At 71.4% G+C, this 20,116-nt stretch carries 17 protein-coding genes; 16 read left to right on the top strand and 1 reads right to left on the bottom strand.

Translation table 11 applies throughout. The features are described from left to right. Nucleotides 1–146: 146 nt before the first annotated feature. From pyrR to ABD987_RS04350, 15 genes are all read left to right on the top strand, one after another. Entirely contained in the window at nt 147–755 is a 609-nt protein-coding gene (gene pyrR / locus ABD987_RS04420) for a bifunctional pyr operon transcriptional regulator/uracil phosphoribosyltransferase PyrR (protein ID WP_345387175.1), read from the top strand. After that, nucleotides 752–1,687, top strand: coding sequence for an aspartate carbamoyltransferase catalytic subunit (locus tag ABD987_RS04415; protein ID WP_345387173.1), 936 nt, complete (start codon nt 752–754; stop codon nt 1,685–1,687). Before pyrR ends, ABD987_RS04415 begins: the two co-directional genes overlap by 4 nt. Beyond that, nucleotides 1,684–2,973 carry a dihydroorotase gene (locus ABD987_RS04410; protein ID WP_345387171.1) on the top strand — a complete coding sequence of 430 codons (1,290 nt, stop codon included), beginning with the start codon at nt 1,684–1,686 and terminating at the stop codon, nt 2,971–2,973. The genes ABD987_RS04415 and ABD987_RS04410 overlap by 4 nt, the downstream gene beginning before the upstream one ends. Next, nucleotides 2,973–3,476 carry a PH-like domain-containing protein gene (locus tag ABD987_RS04405; RefSeq protein ID WP_345387169.1) on the top strand — a complete coding sequence of 168 codons (504 nt, stop codon included), beginning with the start codon at nt 2,973–2,975 and terminating at the stop codon, nt 3,474–3,476. Before ABD987_RS04410 ends, ABD987_RS04405 begins: the two co-directional genes overlap by 1 nt. Continuing rightward, on the top strand, nt 3,473–4,606 hold the full coding sequence (carA, locus tag ABD987_RS04400) for a glutamine-hydrolyzing carbamoyl-phosphate synthase small subunit (RefSeq protein WP_345387167.1): 1,134 nt from the start codon (nt 3,473–3,475) through the stop codon (nt 4,604–4,606). Before ABD987_RS04405 ends, carA begins: the two co-directional genes overlap by 4 nt. Further along, complete coding sequence (locus tag ABD987_RS04395; protein WP_345387165.1) at nt 4,603–5,775, top strand: AAA family ATPase; 1,173 nt, start codon at nt 4,603–4,605, stop codon at nt 5,773–5,775. Before carA ends, ABD987_RS04395 begins: the two co-directional genes overlap by 4 nt. A gap of 29 nt (nt 5,776–5,804) precedes the next feature. After that, entirely contained in the window at nt 5,805–6,410 is a 606-nt protein-coding gene (locus ABD987_RS04390) for a DUF4276 family protein (RefSeq protein WP_345388241.1), read from the top strand. After that, nucleotides 6,410–9,724: a carbamoyl-phosphate synthase large subunit gene (gene carB / locus ABD987_RS04385; protein WP_345387163.1), complete on the top strand. Its 3,315-nt coding sequence runs from the start codon at nt 6,410–6,412 to the stop codon at nt 9,722–9,724. The genes ABD987_RS04390 and carB overlap by 1 nt, the downstream gene beginning before the upstream one ends. Further along, nucleotides 9,721–10,575 carry an orotidine-5'-phosphate decarboxylase gene (gene pyrF, locus ABD987_RS04380; RefSeq protein ID WP_345387160.1) on the top strand — a complete coding sequence of 285 codons (855 nt, stop codon included), beginning with the start codon at nt 9,721–9,723 and terminating at the stop codon, nt 10,573–10,575. The genes carB and pyrF overlap by 4 nt, the downstream gene beginning before the upstream one ends. A 107-nt stretch (nt 10,576–10,682) precedes the next feature. Continuing rightward, complete coding sequence (mihF, locus tag ABD987_RS04375) at nt 10,683–11,000, top strand: integration host factor, actinobacterial type (protein WP_003096398.1); 318 nt, start codon at nt 10,683–10,685, stop codon at nt 10,998–11,000. Beyond that, nucleotides 10,997–11,653 (top strand): guanylate kinase, encoded by a 657-nt coding sequence (gmk, locus tag ABD987_RS04370; protein ID WP_345387157.1) that lies wholly within the window; start codon nt 10,997–10,999, stop codon nt 11,651–11,653. Before mihF ends, gmk begins: the two co-directional genes overlap by 4 nt. Further along, nucleotides 11,650–11,925, top strand: a complete 276-nt coding sequence (gene rpoZ, locus ABD987_RS04365; protein WP_345387155.1) for a DNA-directed RNA polymerase subunit omega — start codon at nt 11,650–11,652, stop codon at nt 11,923–11,925. The genes gmk and rpoZ overlap by 4 nt, the downstream gene beginning before the upstream one ends. Then, the gene (gene coaBC / locus ABD987_RS04360; RefSeq protein ID WP_345387153.1) at nt 11,918–13,144 is read left to right on the top strand and encodes a bifunctional phosphopantothenoylcysteine decarboxylase/phosphopantothenate--cysteine ligase CoaBC; all 1,227 of its coding nucleotides are present in this window, start codon (nt 11,918–11,920) and stop codon (nt 13,142–13,144) included. Before rpoZ ends, coaBC begins: the two co-directional genes overlap by 8 nt. Before the next feature lie 93 nt (nt 13,145–13,237). Beyond that, entirely contained in the window at nt 13,238–14,440 is a 1,203-nt protein-coding gene (gene metK, locus ABD987_RS04355) for a methionine adenosyltransferase (protein ID WP_345388239.1), read from the top strand. Between the two features lie 130 nt (nt 14,441–14,570). Beyond that, nucleotides 14,571–16,682 carry a primosomal protein N' gene (locus ABD987_RS04350; RefSeq protein ID WP_345387151.1) on the top strand — a complete coding sequence of 704 codons (2,112 nt, stop codon included), beginning with the start codon at nt 14,571–14,573 and terminating at the stop codon, nt 16,680–16,682. Nucleotides 16,683–16,851: 169 nt separating this feature from the next. On the opposite strand, the gene ABD987_RS04345 is transcribed toward ABD987_RS04350, so the two are convergent. Continuing rightward, a complete protein-coding gene (locus ABD987_RS04345; RefSeq protein WP_378214348.1) occupies nt 16,852–18,159 on the bottom strand; it encodes a pyroglutamyl-peptidase I in 1,308 nt (435 codons plus the stop codon). A 101-nt stretch (nt 18,160–18,260) separates the two neighbouring features. On the opposite strand from ABD987_RS04345, the gene ggt reads away from it, so the two are divergent. Continuing rightward, complete coding sequence (gene ggt / locus ABD987_RS04340) at nt 18,261–20,090, top strand: gamma-glutamyltransferase (protein ID WP_345387149.1); 1,830 nt, start codon at nt 18,261–18,263, stop codon at nt 20,088–20,090. Nucleotides 20,091–20,116 lie beyond the last annotated feature (26 nt).

Raw genomic sequence — 20,116 nt, 5'->3', positions numbered from 1 at the left:
AAGGTTGGGAGACCTGGTGGCGGAGTGCGGCACACCACCCGTAAGGCTGAGCGGGTCCTCCTGCTACTGTCGGTGCGATTTCCTCGGTAAGCAGGAGATCGACGTCCTTTAAGGACCCGTCCAGCGAGGCGGGGAAGGAGTCCGCTGTGTCGTCACGCCCGCGTGACGCGGCAGGCCCGGCCGGGGAGCGCGAGCTCCTGTCGGCCGGTGATGTCGCGCGCACCATCGCCCGGATGGCCCATCAGGTCATCGAGAAGACCGCGCTCGGTTCCGGGCGCGAGGAAAACGCTGCTCCGCCGGTGCTGCTCGGCATCCCCACCCGGGGCACGCCGCTGGCCGCCCGGCTCGCCGAGCGCGTGGCCGAGTTCTCCGGGATCCGCCCGCCGACGGGCGCCCTCGACGTCACCCTCTACCGCGACGATCTGCGCCGCCGCCCGCCGCGCGCGCTGGAGCAGACCCAGCTGCCGCCCGCCGGGATCGACGACCGGGTGGTGATCCTGGTCGACGACGTGCTGTTCTCCGGCCGCACCATCCGCGCCGCCCTCGACGCGCTGCGCGACCACGGCCGCCCGCGCGCGGTCCAGCTGGCGGTGCTGGTCGACCGCGGCCATCGTGAGCTGCCCATCCGGGCCGACTACGTGGGCAAGAACGTGCCCACCGCCCGCGCCGAGGGCGTGTCCGTGCTGCTGTCCGAAACGGACGGCCGGGACGCGGTCCTGCTCCGCCCAGCCGAAGCACCAGGAGAAGGTCAGTGAAACACCTGCTCGCCACCGACGGACTGGACGCGGGCCTGGCCACCGCCGTCCTGGACACCGCCGACGAGCTGAAGCACACGCTGCTCGGCCGCCAGGTCCGCAAGCTGCCGACACTGCGCGGCCGCACCGTCGTCACGCTGTTCTACGAGAACTCGACCCGCACCCGGGTCTCGTTCGAGATCGCCGGGAAGTGGATGAGCGCGGACGTGATCAACGTCTCGGCGTCCAGCTCCTCGGTGAACAAGGGCGAATCGCTGCGCGACACCGCGCTCACCCTCGCCGCCGCCGGCGCCGACTGCGTGATCGTCCGCCACCCCGCCTCCGGCGCCGCGCAGCGGCTGTCCGGCTGGCTGGCCGAGGCGGGCACCGCCGTGGTCAACGCCGGGGACGGCACGCACGAGCACCCGACGCAGGCGCTGCTGGACGCCGCCACCCTGCGCGAGCGGCTCGGCTCGCTGAAGGACCGGCGGATCGCGATCGTCGGCGACGTGCTGCACAGCCGGGTCGCGCGCTCGAACATCCACCTGCTCTCGACGCTGGGCGCCGAGGTCGTCCTGGTGGCCCCGCCGACGTTGCTGCCCTACGGCGTCGAGAGCCTGCCGGTCACCGTTTCGCACGAGCTGGACGCCGAGCTGCCCGCGGTCGACGCGGTGATGATGCTGCGCGTGCAGGCCGAGCGTATGCACGGGGGGTTCTTCCCGTCCGCGCGGGAGTACTCGATCGCCTACGGCCTCAACGAAAAGCGGATGAAACTGCTGCCGGAGCACGCGATCGTGCTGCACCCCGGGCCGATGCTGCGCGGGATGGAGATCGCCTCGGTGGTCGCCGACTCCCCGGCCTCGGTCATCACCGAACAGGTCCGCAACGGCGTGCACGTGCGGATGGCTGTTCTCTACCACCTCCTCGCCAGTGAAGAAGGGAACATCGCGTGAGCCCCGTGTTGATCAAGGGTGCCCGACCGTACGGCGAGGGCGACCCGGTCGACGTCCTCGTCGAGGACGGGGTGATCACCGCCATCGGGTCGGTCCGAGTGCCGGACGGCGCCGAGGTGATCGAGGCCGGGGGCCAGGTGCTGCTGCCCGGGTTCGTCGACCTGCACACCCACCTGCGCGAGCCGGGCCGTGAGGACACCGAGACCATCGAGACCGGGTCCGCCGCCGCCGCGCTCGGCGGCTACACCGCCGTGTTCGCCATGGCCAACACCGATCCGGTCGCCGACAACGCGGTCGTGGTCGAGCACGTGTGGCGGCGCGGCCGGGAGGTCGGACTGGTCGACGTACACCCGGTCGGCGCGGTCACCGTCGGGCTCAAGGGCGAGAAGCTCGCCGAGCTGGGCACGATGAACCGTTCGGCCGCGGGCGTCCGGGTGTTCTCCGACGACGGCCTGTGCGTGGCCGACCCGCTGCTGATGCGCCGGGCGCTGGAGTACTCGACCTCGCTGGACGTGGTGATCGCGCAGCACGCCGAGGAACCGCGGCTGACCGTCGGCGCGCAGGCCCACGAAGGGGAGCGCGCGGCGCGGCTGGGCTACACCGGCTGGCCGGCCTCGGCGGAGGAGTCGATCGTCGCGCGGGACTGCCTGCTCGCCTTCCACGCCGGGGCGCGGCTGCACGTGTGTCACGTCTCGACCTCGGGCACCGCGGACGTGCTGCGCTGGGCGAAGGACCGGGGGACCAGGGTGTCCGCCGAGGTGACCCCGCACCACCTGCTGCTCACCGACGAGCGCCTGACGAGCTACGACCCGGTGAACAAGGTCAACCCGCCGCTGCGCACCGGAACCGACGCGGAGAAGCTGCGGGCGGCGCTCGCCGAGGGCGTCATCGACTGCGTGGCCACCGACCACGCGCCGCACGCGGTGCAGGACAAGGACTGCGAGTGGAGCGCGGCCCGGCCGGGCATGCTCGGCCTGCAGACCGCACTGTCCATTGTGGCCGAGACGATGGTCCGCACCGGGCTGCTCGACTGGCGGGGGGTGGCCCGCGTCATGAGTGAACGGCCCGCGGAGATCGGGAACCTGCCCGACCACGGTCGCCCGATCGAGGTCGGCGAGCCCGCCAACCTCACCCTCGTCGACCCGGACGCCGAGTGGACCGTGCGCGGGCCCGAGCTGGCCAGCGTGTCGGCCAACACCCCGTACGAGGGAATGCGCCTGCCCGGCGTGGTGACCGCCACGCTGTTGCGCGGGCGGATCACCGCGCGGGAAGGGAAGATTGCCTGATGGAGCGGTTTCTTCTCATCCTCGCGCTGGTCGCGTTCTTCCTGCTGTGCCTGTGGGGCTGCTGGCTCGGCTGGCGGCGCAAGTCCCGCGAGCAGAGCGTCCGGGTGCCGCCCTTTCCCGAGGCTCCCGCCGAGCCCGGCGAGGTGCTGCTGGAGTCACAGGGCCTCTACGTCAGCACGATCTTCGCGGGCCACTGGCAGGACCGTGTCGTCACCCGCGGCGCCGGGCTGCGCACGAGCGCGATCTGGCGGCTGCACCCGGGCGGGATCGCGGTCGAGCGGTCCGGCGGGCCGGACTTCTGGATCCCGCGCGAGTCGGTCACCGGGATCCGCCGGGACAGGGCGATCGCCGGGAAGGTGATGGGCACCGACGCGCTGCTCGTGCTCACCTGGCGGCTCGGTGACGCCGAGCTGGACACCGGGTTCCGCGGCGACGATCTCGACGACTATCCACAGTGGATCGAACAGCTTTCCGATCACGACATCAAGGGAGGTGCCCAGTGAGCACCGTGAACGGCGCCCGCACCCCGGCCGCGCTGGTACTGGAAGACGGCCGGGTGTTCCGCGGCGCGGCCTACGGCGCGCGCGGGCGGACGCTCGGCGAGGCGGTGTTCTGCACCGGCATGACGGGCTACCAGGAGACGTTGACCGATCCGTCGTACCACCGGCAGATCGTGGTGCAGACGGCACCGCAGATCGGCAACACCGGCTGGAACGACGAGGACGACGAGTCGGCGCGGATCTGGGTTTCCGGTTACGTGGTGCGGGATCCGGCGCGTACGCCGTCGAACTGGCGGGCCACGCGGACGCTGGACGCCGAGCTGGCGCGGCAGGGCGTGGTCGGAATTTCCGAAGTGGACACCCGGTCGTTGACCCGGTATCTGCGGGAGCGCGGCGCGATGCGCGCGGGAGTCTTCTCCGGTGACGCGCTGGTGTCCACTGAGGACATGGTCGCGCAGGTGCTGGCGAGCCCGCAGATGAAGGGCGCCGACCTGGCCGGCGAGGTCAGCACGGACCAGCCGTACGTGGTGGAAGCCCAGGGCGAGCGCCGGTTCCGCGTCGCCGCGCTGGACCTGGGGATCAAGTCGAACACGCCGCGGCTGATGGCCGCGCGCGGCATCGAGGTGCACGTGCTGCCCTCGGCGACGCCGGTGGAGGAGCTGCTGGCGCTGGAGACGGACGGGGTGTTCCTGTCCAACGGCCCCGGCGACCCGGCGACCACCGCGCACGCGACGGCGCTGACGAAGGCGGTGCTGGAGCGGGAGATCCCGCTGTTCGGCATCTGCTTCGGCAACCAGATCCTCGGCCGCGCGCTGGGACTGGGGACCTACAAGATGCGCTACGGGCACCGGGGCATCAACATCCCGGTGATCGACGTGGCGACCGGCCGGGTGGCGATCACCGCGCAGAACCACGGTTTCGCGCTGGAGGGCGAGCCCGGTCAGCGGTTCGATTCGCCCTACGGCGCCGCGCAGATCTCGCACTACTGCCCGAACGACGACACGGTCGAGGGTGTGCGCGCCTTCGACGTCCCGGCGTTCTCGGTGCAGTACCACCCCGAGGCGGCCGCCGGCCCGCACGACGCCGCGCCGCTCTTCGACGAATTCGTGACGCTGATGGAAAAGAAGTCATGAACAGGCCACTGGTCGATGGACCGGTGATCACCGGGCTGGCCGTCCGGAACTATCGGGTACTCCGTGACGTCACGTTCTCGGAACTCATGCCGCTGACGGTCCTTCTCGGGCCGAACGGCAGCGGCAAGTCCACGGTCCTGGACGTCTTGGCCTTTCTGTCGGACGCCGTGGAGGACGGAGTGGGCTCCGCGGCGGCACGGCGGGGCGGGCTTTCGGCACTGCGTTCCTTCGGCTCGTCAGGGCCGGTGGAGGTGACCGTCGAATGCCGGTTCGCCCCGGTCGAACACCGGTATCGCTATCGGTTGCGGTTGGCGGTGGACGACACCACGCCCGTGGCCGAGATCCTGGAACAGCGGGCGGCGGGACAGACCGACTGGCAACCGCTCCTGGACTTCGCCGGGGGGAGCGGCGCCGTGTACGGTCGTACGCGCGAGGTCATCGAGGGCGATCTGCTCGCGCTGGACACGCTGGGCCGGCTGTCGAGGTTCGACGGGATCAAGAGGTTCCGGCAGTTCGTTCTCGGCTGGCGAAACGTCGATATCGACGTCGCGCGGGTTCGTGCGGGGGTACCCGCCGGAGTGACGGGCAGCCGGAACTCGCTCTGGCGCGCACCGGACGGGGCGGACCTCGTGCGGGTACTCCGGGATCTGGAGGGCACCGGCGAGTACGACGAGTTGATCCGGGACCTGCGTCGGCTGGTGCCGAAGCTGGAGTCGGTGCGCGTCGAGCACACGGCGGAGGGGCGGCTGCTCATCCGGCTCAAGGATCGCACCTTCGACGAGACCGCGCCGTCGGACGCGGTTTCGGAGGGGACGCTCAAACTGCTCGCGCAGCTCGTGGCGATCCGGCGGTCCGGAGCGTCCGTGCTCACGGTCGAGGAGCCCGAGAACAACGTCCACCCCAAGTTGCACTATCCCCTCGCGGAGGACTTCCGGCGGGGAACCGCGTCGGGGCAGATCATCGTGGCGACGCATTCGCCGAGATTCGTCGACGCGGTGCGGCCGGACGAATTGTGGACGATGTATCGCGGCGAGGACGGATACGCACGGGTCCGGCGCGCTGCCGACCTGCCGAGGGTGACAGCGATGCTGGAAGCCGGCGGGGCGCTGGGCGATCTCTGGACCGAGGGCTACTTCGGCGTCGGTGACCCGCTGGCGGACTCGCGGTGAATGTGGACGTACCCGTTTCCGTCGAGCTGATGCTCGAGGAGCCGTCCGCGGAGGTGGCAGTTCGTGTTCTGGTGCCGAAGATCATTCCCGGGGTCGATTTCACCACGGTGGCGTTCACCAGCAAGAACGAACTGCTCCGGAAACTGCCCGGCCGGCTGCGTGGTTGTGCGGTCGGCATGCCGTTCACCGGCAGCAAGATCGTGGTGCTCGTCGACCGGGACGCCGAGGACTGTGTCCGGTTGAAGAAGACATTGGACGACATCGTCGTGGCGAGTGGTCTGCGGACCGCTTCCGCGGTGCGGTGCCGGGAATCCGGCGACGTGCTGCTGCGGATCGTGGTCGAAGAACTGGAGGCGTGGTTCTTCGGCGATGTGCCCGCGATCCGCAAGGCATACCCCCGAGTGCCGGCGAACCTCGGCGATCAGGTGAAGTATCGGGACCCGGATGCCATCTCCGGTGGTACGTGGGAAGCGCTGGAGACGGTCCTGCAGCGCCACGGGTATCACCGTGAGAGGTTGCGGAAGCTAACGGCAGCGGCTGAGATCGCGCCGCATATGGATGTCGAGAACAATCGTTCCCAGAGTTTTCAGGTCTTCCGCGACGGTCTGCGGCGCCTGGTGAGTGAGGAAAAGTAATGCCCAAGAGGACTGACATCCAGCACGTGCTGGTGATCGGATCGGGTCCGATCGTGATCGGGCAGGCCGCGGAGTTCGACTACTCCGGGACCCAGGCCTGCCGGGTGCTGCGCGCCGAGGGGCTGCGCGTGAGCCTGGTGAACTCCAATCCGGCGACGATCATGACCGACCCGGAGTTCGCCGACGCCACCTACATCGAGCCGGTGACGCCGGACTTCGTGGAGAAGGTCATCGCCGAAGAGCGCCCGGACGCGCTGCTGGCGACGCTCGGCGGGCAGACGGCGCTCAACTGCGCGGTGGCGCTGCACGAGCGCGGGGTGCTGGAGAAGTACGGCGTCGAGCTGATCGGCGCGGACATCGACGCGATCCAGCGTGGTGAGGACCGGCAGAAGTTCAAGGACATCGTGCGCACGATCGGCGCCGAGGTCCCGCGTTCGCGGGTGTGTCACGACATGGACGAGGTCCGCGCGACGGTGGCCGAGCTCGGCCTGCCGGTGGTCATCCGGCCCTCGTTCACCATGGGCGGGCTCGGTTCGGGCATGGCCCACACGGCCGAGGACCTGGAGCGGCTGGCTTCCACCGGGCTCACCGAGTCGCCGGTGACCGAGGTGCTCATCGAGGAGAGCGTGCTCGGGTGGAAGGAGTACGAGCTCGAGCTGATGCGCGACAAGCACGACAACGTCGTGGTCGTGTGTTCGATCGAGAACGTCGACGCGATGGGCGTGCACACCGGTGACTCGGTCACGGTGGCGCCGACGATGACGCTGACCGACCGCGAGTACCAGGTCATGCGTGACGTCGGCATCGCGGTGCTGCGCGAGGTCGGTGTCGACACCGGTGGCTGCAACATCCAGTTCGCGATCAACCCGCGTGACGGCCGGATGGTCGTGATCGAGATGAACCCGCGGGTGTCGCGCAGTTCCGCGCTGGCGTCGAAGGCGACCGGGTTCCCGATCGCCAAGATCGCCGCGAAGCTCGCCATCGGGTACACGCTGGACGAGATCCGCAACGACATCACCGGCGAGACCCCGGCGTCGTTCGAGCCCGCGCTGGACTACGTCGTGGTGAAGGTGCCGCGGTTCGCGTTCGAGAAGTTCCCCGGCGCGGACCCGACGCTGACCACGACGATGAAGAGCGTCGGCGAGGCGATGTCGTTCGGCCGCAGTTTCCCCGAGGCGCTCGGCAAGGCGATGCGCTCGATCGAGACCAAGGCGACCGGGTTCTGGACCCTGCCCGACCCCGACGGCGTCACCCTGGAGTCCACTTTGGACTCGCTGCGCACGCCGCACGAGGGACGGCTCTACGAGGTCGAGCGGGCGCTGCGGCTGGGCGGCACGGTCGAGCAGGTCCACGAGGCCTCCGGCATCGACCCCTGGTTCATCGACCAGATCGCGCTGATCGGCGAGGTCGGCGCCGAGGTGCGCGAGGCGCCGGTGCTCGACGGCGAGCTGCTGCGCCGGGCGAAGCGCACCGGGCTGTCGGACCGTCAGGTCGCCGCGCTGCGGCCGGAACTGGCCGGGGAGGACGGCGTCCGCGCGCTGCGCCACCGGCTCGGCGTGCGGCCGGTGTTCAAGACCGTGGACACCTGCGCGGCCGAGTTCGCCGCCAAGACGCCGTACCACTACTCCTGCTACGAAACCGACCCCGAGGCCCAGTCCGAGGTCGCCGCGCAGACCGAGAAGCCCAAGGTGCTCATCCTGGGCTCGGGGCCGAACCGGATCGGGCAGGGCATCGAGTTCGACTACTCCTGCGTGCACGCGGCGATCGCGTTGCGGGAGGCCGGGTTCGAGGCCGTCATGGTCAACTGCAACCCGGAAACCGTGTCCACCGACTACGACACCTCCGACCGGCTGTACTTCGAGCCGCTGTCCTTCGAGGACGTCCTGGAGGTCGTACACGCCGAGCAGGCCTCCGGCACGGTCGCCGGGGTCATCGTCCAGCTCGGCGGGCAGACCCCGCTGGGCCTGGCGAAGCGGCTCGCCGACGCCGGTGTCCCGGTGGTCGGGACGCCGCCGGAGGCGATCCACCTCGCCGAGGACCGCGGCGCGTTCGGCGAGGTGCTCACCGACGCCGGGCTGCCCGCCCCGCGCTACGGCACCGCGACCTCGTTCGAGGGCGCCAAGCGGATCGCCGACGAGATCGGCTACCCGGTGCTCGTCCGCCCGTCCTACGTGCTGGGCGGGCGCGGCATGGAGATCGTCTACGACGAACAGACCCTCGCCGGCTACATCCGCCGCGCCACCGAGGTCACTCCGGAACACCCGGTGCTGGTCGACCGTTTCCTCGACGACGCCATCGAAATCGACGTCGACGCGCTCTACGACGGCGAAGAGCTCTACCTCGGCGGCGTGATGGAGCACATCGAGGAGGCCGGGATCCACTCCGGCGACTCCTCCTGCGCGCTGCCGCCGATCACCCTCGGCGCGACCGATCTGCAGGCCGTGCGGCGCTCCACCGAGGCGATCGCCCGCGGCGTCGGCGTGCGTGGGCTGCTCAACGTCCAGTACGCGCTCAAGGACGACGTGCTCTACGTCCTGGAGGCGAACCCGCGTGCCTCGCGCACCGTCCCGTTCGTGTCCAAGGCGACCGCGGTGCCGCTGGCCAAGGCCGCCGCGCGGATCATGACCGGCTCCACGATCAAGGACCTGCGGACCGCGGGCGTGCTGCCCGCCGAGGGTGACGGCGGGCACCTGCCCGCCGACTCGCCGGTCGCGGTCAAGGAGGCCGTGCTGCCCTTCCACCGCTTCCGCACCCCCGAAGGACACGGCGTCGACTCGCTGCTCGGCCCGGAGATGAAGTCCACCGGCGAGGTCATGGGCGTCGACGTCTCCTTCGGCAAGGCGTTCGCGAAATCCCAGTCCGGCGCCTACGGATCACTGCCCACCTCCGGGCGGGTGTTCGTCTCGGTGGCCAACCGGGACAAGCGGTCCATGGTGTTCCCGATCAAGCGGCTGGCCGACCTCGGCTTCGAGGTCCTCGCCACCGCGGGCACCGGGGAAGTGTTGCGGCGCAACGGGATTCCCTGCACCGTCGTGCGCAAGTACTCCGAGGGCTCGACCGAGGCCGTGCAGAACATCGTGGACGTCATCCTCGACGGCGGCGTCGACATGGTCATCAACACCCCGTACGGAAACAGCGGCCCCCGCGTCGACGGCTACGAAATCCGCACCGCCGCGGTGTCCCGCGACATCCCCTGCGTCACCACCGTGCAGGGCGCCGCGGCGGCCGTACACGGCATCGAAGCGCTTATCCGAGGCGACATCGGGGTCCGGTCCCTGCAGCACCTGCAGGCGGCGCTGAAGGCCAAGGCGTGAGCGCGCCCGAGCGGTTCGGGGCGCGGCTGGCGAAGGCGATCTCGGCGCGGGGCCCGCTCTGCGCCGGGATCGACCCCCACCCCGGGCTTCTCGAAGCGTGGGGGCTGCCGGTCGACGCGAGCGGGCTGGAACGGTTCGCACTCGGCGCCACCGAGGTGCTGGCCGCGGAAACCGCGATCGTCAAGCCGCAGTCGGCGTTCTTCGAGGCGTTCGGGGCGGCCGGTGTCGCCGTGCTGGAGCGCGTCGTCGCGCTGGCGCGGGACGCGGGCGCGCTGGTGCTGCTCGACGTCAAGCGCGGGGACATCGGGTCCACCATGGCGGCCTACACCGCCGCCTACGTGGCCGGTGGCGCGGCGATCGCGGCCGACGCGATCACCGTGTCGCCCTATCTCGGATTCGGCTCTTTGGAGCAGTGTGTGGCCACCGGCCGCGAAGCGGGGCGGGGCGTGTTCGTGCTCGCGCGGACGTCGAACCCCGAGGCACACGCCTTGCAGAGTGCGAAGTTGCCGGACGGCAGGACGGTCGCGCAGAGCGTCGTCGACGCCGCGGCGGCACTCAACGCCGGTGCCGGGCCGCTCGGTGACGTCGGTGTGGTCGCCGGGGCCACGATCGCCCCTGGGGAGCTCGATCTGACCGCGCTGAACGGTCCGGTCCTGGCACCGGGTTTCGGGGCTCAGGGCGCGACTGTGGCCGATTTACGGGCCGTTTTCGGGGACGCGCTGCTGGCAAAGGGCGTACTTCCGGCGTCGTCGCGGGACATCCTGCGGCACGGGCCGGACGCGGCGGCGTTGCGAACGGCGGTCCGCGCGACCCGTGAACTCCTCGCCGGACCGCAGGAAAACGGCCAATAGCAGGCCCCGGAATCGGCATGGGACCAGCACCCCCGCATTGTGGGCGGTGCTCGCGGGTGGGTACCGTCGCGTCACCCACCCAGATTTGAGAACTACCGGAGGAAAACGTGGCACTTCCCCAGCTGACAGAGGAACAGCGCGCTGCGGCGCTGGAGAAGGCCGCCGCCGCCCGCCGCATCCGTGCTGAGCTGAAGGAGCGGCTGAAGCGGGGCGGTACCACTCTGGTCGACGTGCTGAAGCAGGCCGAGGAGAACGAAGTCCTCGGCAAGATGAAGGTGTCGGCTCTGCTCGAGGCCCTCCCCGGCGTCGGCAAGGTCCGTGCCCAGCAGACCATGGAACGACTGGAGATCGCGCCCAGCCGCCGCCTCCGCGGGCTTGGCGACCGGCAGCGCAAGGCGCTGCTGGCCGAGTTCAGCGGCGAGTGAGCGGCGTCGGTCAGGACAACCCGGTGACCCGGGGCGCCGACCGCGGCAGTGAGCCGGTGGCGGGGGAGAACTCCCGGCACCGGCTCACGGTCGTATCGGGGCCGTCCGGGGTCGGGAAGTCGAGTGTGGTGGGACAGCTGCGCGAGCTGGCCCCCGAGATCTATTTCAGCGTCTCGGTCACGACGCGGAAGCCCCGCCCCGGCGAGGTCGACGGGGGGCACTACCACTTCGTCGACCGGGCACGGTTCGACGCCATGATCGCCGAGGGCAGCCTGCTGGAACACGCCGAGTTCGCGGGCAACTGCTACGGCACACCGCGCGAGCCGGTGGAGAAGGCGCTCGCCGACGGCCGCCCGGCGGTGCTCGAGATCGAGCTGCAGGGCGCGCGGCAGGTCCGCCGGGCCATGCCGGAGGCCCGGCTGGTGATGCTGATGCCGCCGTCCTGGGAGGAACTGGTCGGCAGGCTGACCGGGCGGGGCACCGAATCCGAGTCCTCGGTGCGGGCCCGGCTGGCCGAGGCCGAGCGCGAGCTGGCCGCCGCCGGGGAGTTCGACGTGCGGCTCGTGAACGCCGACGTGCGAGAAGCCGCTGAGCGCTTGCTAAACTTGATAACCGGCGACAACATCCTTGAAGATTCGGAGCACCACGAGTGACGACCACGTCCACGCTCGGCATCCACGAAGAGCTCGAAGGCATCACCAACCCGCCGATCGACGACCTGCTCGAAAAGGTCAGCTCCAAGTACGCGCTGGTGATCTACTCGGCCAAGCGCGCCCGGCAGATCAACGACTACTACGCCCAGCTGGGCGAGGGCCTGCTGGAGTACGTCGGCCCGCTGGTCGAGCCCGGCCCCCGGGAGAAGCCGCTCTCGATCGCGCTGCGCGAGATCCACGGCGGGCTGCTCGAGCACACCGAGGGTGAGTGACCGCAAGCCCAGGGTCGTCCTGGGCGTGGGCGGCGGGATCGCCGCCTACAAGGCCTGTGAGGTACTGCGCGGCCTGACCGAGTCCGGTCACGACGTCCGCGTGGTGCCCACGGAAGCCGCGCTGAACTTCGTCGGCGCGGCCACCTTCGAGGCACTGTCCGGGCACCCGGTGCACACCGGTGTGTTCACCGAGGTGCCCGAGGTGCAGCACGTCCGCGTCGGCAAGGAGGCCGACCTGGTGCTCGTGGTCCCGGCCACGGCGAACCTGCTCGCCAAGGCCGCGCACGGCATCGCGGACGACCTGCTGACCAACACCCTGCTCACCGCCCGGTGCCCGGTGGTCTTCTTCCCGGCGATGCACACCGAGATGTGGGAGCACCCCGCGACCCGCGACAACGTGGCGCTGCTGCGCTCGCGCGGGGCGATCGTCACCGAACCCGACTCCGGCAGGCTGACCGGCGTCGACACCGGCAAAGGCAGGCTCGCGAACCCGGCCGAGATCGTCGACCTCGCCCGGCTGCTGCTCGCCGCGCCCGGCGCGCTGCCCCGCGACCTCGAAGGCGTACGGGTGGTCATCTCCGCCGGTGGCACCCGCGAACCGCTGGACCCGGTGCGCTACCTCGGCAACCGGTCCTCCGGCAAGCAGGGCTACGCGCTGGCCAGGGTCGCCGCGCAGCGCGGCGCCGAGGTCACGCTGGTGGCCGGGCACACGGTGGCGCTGCCGGACCCCGCGGGCGCCACCGTGCGGCACGTGTCGACCGCGCTGGAGCTGCGCGAGGCCATGCACGCCGAGGCCGCGTCGGCGGACGTCGTCGTGATGGCCGCCGCCGTCGCGGATTTCCGCCCCGCCACCCGAGCCGACGTGAAAATCAAGAAATCCGACGAACTGCCCGATCCGGTCGTCACCCTGGACCGGAATCCGGACATTCTCGCCGAACTGGTCCGGGACCGGCGTCCCGGTCAGCTCGTCGTGGGGTTCGCGGCGGAAACCGGCGACGAACAGGGCAGCGTGCTGGACCACGCTCGGGTAAAACTGAAGCGCAAGGGTGCCGACCTGCTGGTGGTCAACGCGGTGGGGGACGGCAAGGCGTTCGAGACGGAGGACAACTCCGGCTGGCTGCTCGCCGCGGACGGGACCGAAAGGTCCATTCCGTTGGGCGCGAAAGCGCAACTGGCGTCCACAGTGTGGGACGCTGTAGTGGGCTTAATCAAGCGTTGACCGTGGTTCCAGCTGCGATCAGTAGGCTGGACCGGGTAAGGGGTGCCTAACTTTCCGGGTATCCTTCGTCGAGGTGAGGAAGTGACTGCCACCGTGACCGCGTCCAGCCGTCGATTGTTCACGTCGGAGTCGGTGACCGAGGGGCACCCCGACAAGATTTGTGACGCCATCAGTGATTCGATCCTCGATGGTCTGCTGTCGAAGGATCCGCGCAGCCGTGTCGCCGTGGAAACGCTCATCACGACCGGTCAGGTGCATGTGGCGGGTGAGGTGACCACCGAGGCCTACGCCGACATCCCGACCATCGTCCGGGACGTCATCCTGCGGATCGGGTACGACTCCTCGGCCAAGGGCTTCGACGGGAACTCCTGCGGCGTCAACGTCGCGATCGGTTCCCAGTCGCCGGATATCGCGCAGGGTGTGGACACCGCGTACGAGTCGCGGGTGGAGTCGGACGAGGACGAGATCAACCGGCAGGGCGCGGGTGACCAGGGTCTGATGTTCGGGTACGCGTGCTCGGACACGCCCGAGCTGATGCCGCTGCCGATCGCGCTGGCGCACCGGCTTTCCCGGCGGCTGTCGGCGGTGCGCAAGGACGGTGTCCTGCCGTATCTGCGCCCGGACGGCAAGACGCAGGTGACGATCGAGTACGCGGGTGACCAGCCGGTGCGGCTGGACACGGTGGTCGTGTCGACGCAGCACGCGGAGGGCATCGATCTCGACCGGATGCTGGGTGTGGACGTCAAGGAGCACGTCGTCGCGCCGGAGCTGGCCGAGCTGGGCCTGGACACCTCGAACGTGCGGTTGCTGGTGAACCCGACGGGCCGGTTCGTGATCGGTGGTCCGATGGGGGACGCGGGGCTGACCGGGCGGAAGATCATCGTGGACACCTACGGTGGGATGGCGCGGCACGGTGGTGGCGCGTTCTCGGGTAAGGATCCGTCCAAGGTGGACCGTTCGGCGGCGTACGCGATGCGCTGGGTGGCGAAGAACGTGGTGGCGGCGGGGTTGGCGCAGCGTGCCGAGGTGCAGGTGGCGTACGCGATCGGGAAGGCGGCGCCGGTGGGGTTGTTCGTGGAGACGTTCGGGACCGAGACGGTGGATCCGTCGAAGATCCAGGCCGCGATCAGCGAGGTGTTCGATTTGCGGCCGGCGGCGATCATCCGTGATTTGGACCTGCTGCGCCCGATCTACGCCCCGACCGCGGCCTACGGTCACTTCGGCCGTCCGGACCTGGACCTGCCGTGGGAGAACACCGCCCGCGCCGAGGCCCTCAAGTCCGTCGCCGGCGCCTGACCGGCTCCCTGTTCGCAGAAGTCCGTGAATGCCACATTGAGGGACTCTGAGTCCCTCAATGTGGCATTCACGGACTGACGGGGTGGCTGTGCCGCGGAGGGTGTCGGGGTGGTCTGGTAGAGATCACGGGGTGAGCTCCGAATCCGCCCCGCTGTGGGACCTCCCGGAGCCTTCGCGACCCGCGCCGGCGCCGAAGGCGAAACCGGCGCGCGCGAAACCGGCCAAGGCCTCGGCCAGGCTCGGTCAGCCGCGCAAGGGCCAGCAGCGGCCCGCGCCCGAACTCCCGGTCGCCCGCGTCGTCGTCGACATCCCGCTCGCGCACCTCGACCGTCCTTTCGACTATCAGGTCCCGGAGAAGCTGCACGAGGCCGCCGTGCCCGGCTGCCGCGTCCGGGTGCGCTTCGCCGGGCAGCTCGTCGACGGCTTCCTGGTCGAACGTTCCGAAACCACCGAGTACGAACGCAAGCTCGCGTTCCTGGAACGCGTGACCTCCAGCGAACCGGTGCTTCCCCCGGCGCTGCACGCGGTGTGCCGGTCGGCGGCGGACCGCTACGGCGGCACGCTCAGTGACATCCTCCGGCTGGCCATCCCGCCCCGGCACGCCAAGGCCGAGGGCGAACCACCGCGCGAACCCGCGCCGCCGCCGGAGCCGCCGGAGCGCGCGGCGTGGGCGAAATACCAGGCGGGGCCCGCGTTCCTGGACGCGCTGGTGCAGGGCCGTCCGGCCAACGCCGTCTGGCAGGCCCTGCCCGGTGAGGACTGGCCACGCCGGCTCGCCGAGGTCGCCACCACGGTCGCCGCGCGGGGCCGGGGCGCGGTCCTCGTGGTCCCCGACCACCGTGATCTGGCGCGGGTGCACGAGGCGTGCGCCGAGCTCGCCGGGGCGGACGCGGTCGTCGCGCTGATCGCCGGGCTGGGGCCCGCGGAACGGTACCGCCGCTGGCTCGCGGTGCTGCGGGGCGCGGTGCGGATCGTGGTCGGCACCCGCGCGGCGATGTTCGCCCCGGTCGCCGATCCCGGCCTGTTCGTGGTCTGGGACGACGGCGACGACCTGCACCTCGATCCGCACGCCCCGTACCCGCACGTGCGGGACGTGCTGATGGACCGGGCGCACGCCACCCGCTCGTCGCTGCTCGTCGGCGGGTTCGCCCGCACCGCGGAGGCGCAGTTCCTGGTCGAGTCGGGCTGGGCCCAGCCGGTGCTCGCCGCGCGTCCGGAGCTGCGGGCCGCGGCGCCGAGGGTCACCCCGGTCGGCGAGGACTTCGACGTGGCGCGGGACGAGGCCGCCCGGGCCGCCCGGCTCCCGGCGGTGGCGTTCGAGGCCGCGCGGCAGGCGTTCGGCGCGGGCGCGCCCGCACTCGTGCAGGTGCCCCGGCGCGGGTACGTCCCCGGCCTCGCGTGCGGGCAGTGCCGGACCTCCGCCCGCTGCCGCCGGTGCGCGGGACCGCTCACGCTCCCGGGCGGCTCGGTCGACGGCGCGCCCAAACCGCCCGCGTGCCGGTGGTGCGGCGTCCCGGAGACGGCGTTCCGCTGCCCGGCCTGCGGATCGGTCCGGTTGCGGGCGGTCATCGTCGGCGCGAAACGGACCGCCGAGGAACTGGGCCGCGCCTTCCCCGGCGTCCCGGTGCGCACCTCCGGCGCGGCGGAGGTACTGGCGAGCGTGCCGGGAAAACCCGCGCTCGTGGTGTGCACCCCGGGCGCGGAGCCGGTCGCCGAAGGCGGTTACGGCGCGGCGCTGCTGCTCGACGGCTGGGCGCTGCTGGGCAGGCAGGACCTGCGCGCGGGGGAGGAGACACTGCGCCGGTGGATGGCGGCGGCCGCGCTCGTGCGGCCCGCGGCCTCCGGCGGCCGGGTCGTGGTCGGTGCCGAGGCCGGGATGGCCGTGGTCCAGGCGCTGGTGCGCTGGGACCCGTCGTGGCACGCCGGACTGGAGCTGGCCGAGCGCCGGGAGCTCGGCTTCCCGCCCGCGATGCGCATGGCCAGCGTCGAGGGCAGCCCCGGCGCGGTCGCCGAGCTGCTCGACGACCTCCCGCTCCCGGATTCCGGCGAGCTGCTGGGCCCGGTCCCGATCGGCGAGCTCGACGACGAGGGCAACGCCGCCCGCGAACGCGTCCTCGTGCGCGTCACGCGCGCCGACGGCAAGGCCCTCGCCGCCGCCCTGCACGACGCGAGCGCCCGCCGCGACGCCCGCAAGGCCGCCGAGCCCATCCGCCTCCAACTGGACCCCCTGGCCCTGATCTGATCCGGACATCCGAGTTACGTCCCCGATCACGCGAGTCACGCCCCTGATCACGCGAGTCGCGTATTCCCGCACGCGAGCCCGAAATTCGGCTCAGGACGTTTCGGTCAACTCGCGTGATTGAGCGCGTATCTCACGTGATTGAGCGGCGATCTCGCGTGATCGGGGCGACTCAGCCGGCGGCGGTGGTGAGGGTGACCACCTGGTCGGCGATGGCGCGGCGGCGGGACTCGAAGTCCGGGTCGGTCAGGGCCGTCGGGGCGGTGGGCTGGCCGAGGACGGGGGTGTGCAGGTGCCCGCCGGGGAGCTCGGGCAGGCCGAGGCCGAGGCGGACGCGGTTGCTCCGGAACATCGATTCGTTGCTCAGATACGTGCCGCCGCCTCCGGAGGCCGCGATCTCGCCGGGGCGCGGTTCGTCCTCGCGGCACACCGGCTTTCCGGTGCCGGGGTGGGCGGCGTCCGGCCACACGCAGAACTGCCGGTTGAACTTCACCGGGTACGCGCCGGGCGGGGCGGCCCGCATGCGCTCGTGGGGCAGCGTGGTCTCGATGAACTGGACGTCCGGCTGCGGCCAGCCGGCGGCGGGTGGCACCGGGCCGGTCGAGGACGCGCGGTTGTTGTCCGGCGACCCGCCGCGCCAGTTGCCCGCCCAGCGTTCGATGTCGAACTGTCCCGGCCGTCCCTGGCTCACCGTCATGATCACGTCGGGCCGCCGCGCGCGATCCCGCAGTGCCGAGCCGAAAGCGCTTTCCACGATGCCCTTGTCGAAATAGCTCCACACGACCGGGAACGTGACGGTGTGCACCAGCGCGGGCCCGTCCGGGGTCCGGAGCACCTGTCCGTCCAGCTGGAGGGCGGACACACCCGCCGGGTTCGAGATCCGTACCCCGGCACCGTCGAGCTGGAACGGGTCGAAGCCGCTCACCAGCACCCGCCGGGTGAGGTGCCCGAGCGGGAACCGGACGTCGTCGAGCCCGCGCGAACCCCGGTCGAACGTGGTGAGCAGCCGTTCCCGCGCGGCGGGGGACAGCGGGAACGACGGCTTCCACTGGCGCAGCGCCGCGCTCATCCGCAGCCGGGCCCAGTACAGCGGCCGGTCGTCGTAGCGGTCGAGAGTGCCGAGATCGGGCCGGCGGCCCTGCGCGCGGTCGACGGCCGTACGCCACAGCCGGGTCCCGGCCTCGGCCGCGGCCCGTTCCGCGCGGCGCGGGGTCGTGCTGCCGCACAGTTTCCCGGCGAAGCCGCCGGTGAGCGTGTCGAACCCGGCGAGGCGGATCAGCTCGGGCCCCACGGCGGGGCCTCCGGCGGGCAACGTCGCGGTCAGCCGCTGCTCTTCGACGGTGAGCGGGACGTTCCTGTCGAAGCAGTCCGTCCCGGTGCCCGCCGAGGCGAGGCCGGGGGCCGCGAACATGGGGGTGGCGACGAGTACGGGCAGCAGGGCACGCCAGTATCTGGGCACGAGTCCTCCAGTGGTGACCATTTCCCGTGACAGTCCCAGTTCGTGGACGCTCGCAGTAGCGACGTTGGTATTGCCGTTCCGGAGGCTTGTCCACCCCGCGCCGACGGGGCAGACTCGCGCGCATGCCCGCGCACAGAACCCGGACGCCGCGACGCGTTTTCGCGCTCGCCGCCGTCACCGCACTGCTCACCACCACCGGGGCCGGAATCGCTTCCGCGGCGCCCGAAGCCCGCCCGACGCCGAAGTCCCCGGTCGCGGTGGGCTACGGCGGCGCCGTGTCCAGCATCGACGCCGACGCGACCGCGATCGGCACGAAGGTGCTGCGCGAGGGCGGCAACGCCGTCGACGCCGCGGTGGCGGTCGCCGCCGCGCTCGGGGTCACCGACCCGTTCTCGGCGGGGATCGGCGGCGGCGGGTTCTTCGTGTACTACGACGCGAAGACCGGCCGCGTGCACACGCTCGACGGCAGGGAGACCGCGCCGTCGGCCGCGAACGCCGACCTGTTCGTCGAGAACGGCAAGGCGATCCCGTTCGCCGACGCGGTCACCAGCGGGCTCAGCGTCGGTGTCCCCGGCACCCCCGCGACCTGGCAGCAGGCGCTGGACAAGTGGGGCACGCGCTCGTTCGCACAGTCGATCCGGCCGGCGGAACAGCTGGCGCGCAAGGGTTTCTCCGTGGACAGGACGTTCCACGACCAGGTCGCTAACAACGCCGGGCGGTTCGCCGCGTTCCCGTCGACGCGGTCGCTGTACCTGCCCGGCGGCGCCCCGCCGGTGGTCGGCACGACGTTCCGGAACCCCGACCTCGCCGACACCTACGCGCAGCTGGCGAAGCAGGGCACCGGCGCGCTCTACCACGGCCCGATCGGCGCCGACGTCGCGAAGACCGTCCAGCGGCCGCCCGTCGATCCGGCGTCGAAGCTGAACGTGCGTCCCGGCAAGCTGAGCACTTCGGACCTCGCCGCGTACCGGGCGATCGAACGCGACCCCACGCACACGAGGTACCAGGGCCTCGACGTCTACGGCATGCCCGCGCCGTCCTCGGGCGGGCTGACCGTCGGCGAGGCGCTGAACATCCTGGAGAACTTCGACCTCAAGAAGGCGAGCAAGGCCGACTACCTCCAGTACTTCCTGGAGTCGACGCGGTTCGCCTTCGCCGACCGCAACCGCTGGATCGGCGACCCCGCGACCGTCGACGTCCCGGCGCGCGAGCTGCTGAGCCGGCGTTTCGCCGATTCCCGGGCGTGCCTGATCTCGAAGGACAAGGCCGCGACGAGCCCGGTCGCCCCGGCGGATCCCCGGCACCCGGAGAAGTGCGCCGCAGGCACGACCGGCGCCCCCACGCCGTACGAGGGGGAGAACACCACGCACCTCACGGTCGCCGACCGGTGGGGCAACGTCGTCGCCTACACCCTGACCATCGAGCAGGAGGGTGGCAGCGGCATCGTGGTGCCCGGCCGCGGGTTCCTGCTCAACAACGAGCTGACGGACTTCTCGTTCACGCCGGTCACCCCCGGCGTGCCCGACCCGAACCTGCCCGGCGCGGGCAAGCGGCCCCGCTCGTCGATGGCGCCGACGATCCTGCTGCGCGAGGGCAGGCCGTTCTTCGCGACCGGTTCGCCGGGCGGCGCGTCGATCATCACCACCGTGCTGCAGGTGATCCTCGGCCGGGTCGACCGCGGGCTGTCGCTGGAGGACGCCATCGCCGCGCCGCGGGCCTCGCAGCGGAACTCGGCGCAGGCGCAGGTGGAACAGGGGTTCCTCGACCAGCCGGAGACCGCCGCGCTGAAGGCGCGGGGACAGGGCTTTTCGGACGCGCCCGCGGAGATCGGGGCCTCGACCGGCGTCGAACGGCTGCGGGACGGGCGCTGGATCGCGGCCGCCGAACCGGTCCGCCGCGGCGTCGGCTCCGCCCAGGTCGTGTTCCCCTGGCGGTGGCCCGGCGAGCGCTGAACGGCCCCCGAACCCCGCTTGGGGCG

It is taken from the genome of Amycolatopsis samaneae, assembly GCF_039541975.1.
GTDB classification, from domain to species: domain Bacteria; phylum Actinomycetota; class Actinomycetes; order Mycobacteriales; family Pseudonocardiaceae; genus Amycolatopsis; species Amycolatopsis samaneae.
This window is presented reverse-complemented; position numbering and strand designations above follow the sequence as displayed.